At 69.7% G+C, this 3683-nt stretch carries 1 protein-coding gene and 5 pseudogenes; 2 read left to right on the top strand and 4 right to left on the bottom strand.

Annotation, left to right across the window (positions count from 1 at the left end; translation table 11 throughout):
- Positions 1-124: pseudogene (locus tag EAO75_RS48200) on the top strand (cellulose binding domain-containing protein); the annotation flags it as partial.
- Here EAO75_RS48200 and EAO75_RS09080 read toward each other — a convergent pair.
- Positions 118-687: pseudogene (locus EAO75_RS09080) on the bottom strand (cellulose binding domain-containing protein); the annotation flags it as partial. The pseudogenes EAO75_RS48200 and EAO75_RS09080 overlap by 7 nt on opposite strands.
- 47 nt (positions 688-734) lie before the next feature.
- Positions 735-2075: a beta-N-acetylhexosaminidase gene (locus EAO75_RS09085; RefSeq protein WP_147994550.1), complete on the bottom strand. Its 1341-nt coding sequence runs from the start codon at positions 2073-2075 to the stop codon at positions 735-737.
- On the opposite strand from EAO75_RS09085, the pseudogene EAO75_RS09090 reads away from it, so the two are divergent.
- Positions 2064-2261, top strand: a pseudogene (locus tag EAO75_RS09090) (family 20 glycosylhydrolase); the annotation flags it as partial. The gene EAO75_RS09085 and the pseudogene EAO75_RS09090 sit on opposite strands and share 12 nt — an antisense overlap.
- Positions 2262-2294: 33 nt before the next feature.
- On the opposite strand, the pseudogene EAO75_RS09095 reads toward EAO75_RS09090, so the two are convergent.
- Together EAO75_RS09095 and EAO75_RS09100 are read right to left on the bottom strand one after the other, a co-directional pair.
- Positions 2295-2963 (bottom strand): annotated as a pseudogene (locus tag EAO75_RS09095) (family 20 glycosylhydrolase); the annotation flags it as partial.
- A gap of 124 nt (positions 2964-3087) precedes the next feature.
- Positions 3088-3576, bottom strand: a pseudogene (locus EAO75_RS09100) (beta-ketoacyl synthase N-terminal-like domain-containing protein); the annotation flags it as partial.
- Positions 3577-3683 lie beyond the last annotated feature (107 nt).

A 3683-nucleotide genomic window follows, 5' to 3' on the forward strand; every position in this document is an offset into this window, starting at 1 on the left:
CGCCTGCTCCTGGGCGGCCTGGGCGGTCAAGGGCTGCTCCAACATCACCGGCACCTTCGGCACGCTGGCCAACCCCACGGCCACGGCCGACCGTTATCTGGACATCGGTTTCACCTCGGGGGCAGTGCCCCACACCGTGCTGCCGGACACCTGGGCGGTGATCTTCGACCAGTCCGCGTACGACGTCTGGGCACCGCCGAAGGAGTAGTCGTCGCTCTGGTTGAGGGGCTGCCAGTCGGCCCGGTGGAAGCGCAGCTGCATATCCCCGGTGTCCGCGCCGGCGGCGAGGGTGCCCGCCCCCGAGGTGAAACCGATGTCCAGATAACGGTCGGCCGTGGCCGTGGGGTTGGCCAGCGTGCCGAAGGTGCCGGTGATGTTGGAGCAGCCCTTGACCGCCCAGGAGCAGGCGAAGCGATAGGCGGCGCCGGCCGAGTCGGCCTTGAAGTAGTAGCGCACCTTGACGGTGCTGAGCGGCAGGGCGCTGTCGCCCGTGTTCCTGACCTTGAGCCAGGGTTCGGCCTGGTCCGCGGTGGCGCCCGTGGCGCTGGTCCGGTACTGGACCGTCACGTCGTCCGTCGCGGCGCTCGCGGTGCCGGTCAGGGCGGTGAGACCGACGGTGCCCATGGCCATGGCCACAGCGGCGGCTGCGGCGACGCGCAGTCTGTTCGGCGTGGTTCGGGACTTCATGCTGAATCCTTCCGGGACGGGATGTGGGGTTCGTCGTGCTCGGGGGATCAGGGCTGTGCTGTGGTGCGGCTTCCGGGATGGCGGCTGACGCCGAGGGCGTCGAGGCGCGCAGTGTGCCGGGCCAGACGGGAGCGGAACTCCTCCAAGGGCGTGGGACCGCCCCAGGCGCGGTCCGCCAAGGCGCACAGGCGCGGATAGGTGAGGTACTCCAGGCGGGAGGGCATCGCGGCGTACTCGGTCCACAGCTGCGCCTGAGTGCCCAGGATGCGGGCGGCGGCTTCGGGTGCCGCCCCCTCGGGGACGGGATCGTGCGCGTGTACGTCCCTCAGCGCCACGACGGCTCCTGGCTGCGCCGGCTGCTCCTGGGTACCGCTGCTCTGCGGATAGTCGAAGTAGGTGGGGGCACGCGCCCTGGCTTGTGGGCTCTGCTCCCATTCGGTGAGGGGGCACTCGTCGCCGCCGATGTGAATGTAGGGGGAGGGGAAGACGTCCATGACCTCCTCCAGCACGGTGCGGCAGAAGTCGAAGACCTCCTCGTGGACGCCGAGGACGGTGTCGCACACGCCCCACCTGGTCCACACGTCCAACACTCGGTCGGGACGGTTTCCCAGGTGCGGATACGCGGCCAGGGCGGCACGGACGTGTCCGGGCATCTCGATCTCGGGCATCACGGTGATGCCTCGGGCAGCCGCGTACTGCACCAGGTCGGTCAACTCGGCGCGGGTGTAGGCGCCGCCGTGCGGCACACCGTCGTAGTCGTCACCGTCGGCACTGGTCGCGGTCCGGGCACGGTGGGCACCGATCTCGGTGAGCTTGGGGTAGGCCGAGATCGGCATCCGCCAGCCCTGGTCGTCGGTCAGATGCAGATGAAAGACATTGATCTTGTGCAGGGCGAGGAGGTCGACGTAGCGGCGTAGGTACGACACCGGCTGGAAGTGGCGGGCCACATCGAGCATCGCGCCGCGCCAGCGGTGCCGGGGGACGTCCGTGATCTCCACGCAGGGAAGTGACCATCGCGCACCGCGCTGCGGCGATGCCGCCAAGGCCTGTGGGGGCAGGAGCTGGCGGATCGTCTGCACTCCGCGCAGCAGTCCGGTGGCCTGTGCGGCGCGCAGCAGCACGGAGTGCGGTCCGACCGTCAGCCCGTAGCCCTCGCTGCCGAGTCCGCTCAGGGCCGGGTCGAGGGCCAGGACGACGGCTGCGTCCTCGGCGGAATGCAGCGGCAGACCGGTGGCAGGGGCGAGCACAGTGCGCAGCAGCTGGGCGGCGGGTTCGGCACCGCTGCTGATGCGCAGGCAGGTATCGGGGCCGAAGGTGAAGTGGCCGGCTCTGTCATGGGCGCTGCCCGAGGCATCACCGTGATGCCCGAGATCGAGATGCCCGGACACGTCCGTGCCGCCCTGGCCGCGTATCCGCACCTGGGAAACCGTCCCGACCGAGTGTTGGACGTGTGGACCAGGTGGGGCGTGTGCGACACCGTCCTCGGCGTCCACGAGGAGGTCTTCGACTTCTGCCGCACCGTGCTGGAGGAGGTCATGGACGTCTTCCCCTCCCCCTACATTCACATCGGCGGCGACGAGTGCCCCCTCACCGAATGGGAGCAGAGCCCACAAGCCAGGGCGCGTGCCCYGGATGCGGGCGGCGGCTTCGGGTGCCGCCCCCTCGGGGACGGGATCGTGCGCGTGTACGTCCCTCAGCGCCACGACGGCTCCTGGCTGCGCCGGCTGCTCCTGGGTACCGCTGCTCTGCGGATAGTCGAAGTAGGTGGCGCGGTAATGGGCGTTGATCACGTCGTGGCCGCGCCCGGCGGCGGCAAGGGCATGCGCAGGGTCGCGCCAGGCCATCACGGTGAAGTCGTCGGACAGCTCGGTGCCGTTCTCGGCCCAGCCGACCGGCCGTCGTCCGCTGCGGGCCAGGAACGCTCCGACGCGGCCCATGAACCACCCGTGCAGTGCGGCGGGACCGCTCAACCCCGCATCCCGGGCACGCGCCCTGGCTTGTGGGCTCTGCTCCCATTCGGTGAGGGGGCACTCGTCGCCGCCGATGTGAATGTAGGGGGAGGGGAAGACGTCCATGACCTCCTCCAGCACGGTGCGGCAGAAGTCGAAGACCTCCTCGTGGACGCCGAGGACGGTGTCGCACACGCCCCACCTGGTCCACACGTCCAACACTCGGTCGGGACGGTTTCCCAGGTGCGGATACGCGGCCAGGGCGGCACGGACGTGTCCGGGCATCTCGATCTCGGGCATCACGGTGATGCCTCGGGCAGCCGCGTACAGCCGCGTACTGCCACCTCGCCCGACTCGGCATCCGCCCGCTCACCCCCGACACCGCCCTCGACGCGCTCGGCCGCATCCTCGACGACGACCGCACCTGCGCCACCCACCTCGCCCGACTCGGCATCCGCCCGCTCACCCCCGACACCGCCCTCGACGCGCTCGGCCGCATCCTCGACGACGACCGCACCTGCGCCACCGTCCCCGACGCCAACAAATAATCCTGACCATTCGTCCCCACAAACACACCCGACACCGACCCCCGCACCGACACCGGATCCACACCAGCCCGCTCCAACGCCTCCCACGACACCTCCAACAACAACCGCTGCTGCGGATCCATCGCCAACGCCTCACGCGGCGAAATCCCAAACAACCCCGCATCAAAATCCGCCACACCCGACACAAACCCACCCGCATTCACATAGGAAGTCCCGGAATGCTCGGGGTCGGGGTGGTAAAGGCGCTCGATGTCCCACCCACGGTCCTCGGGAAACGAGGACACACCATCACGGCCGGCCGCGAGCATCTCCCACAACTCCTCCGGAGACGACACACCACCCGGGAAGCGGCAGGCCATGCCCACAATCGCGACGGCGTCGTCGTCGAGGGCGTCTGCGGTGTCGGAGCCCGGGGCAGTCTCGTGCGACGCGATGTCGGCGTCGTCKCCGGGGAGTTGTGGGAGATGCTCGCGGCCGGCCGTGATGGTGTGTCCTCGTT

The organism is Streptomyces sp. UW30, from assembly GCF_008042075.1.
Taxonomy (GTDB): domain Bacteria; phylum Actinomycetota; class Actinomycetes; order Streptomycetales; family Streptomycetaceae; genus Streptomyces.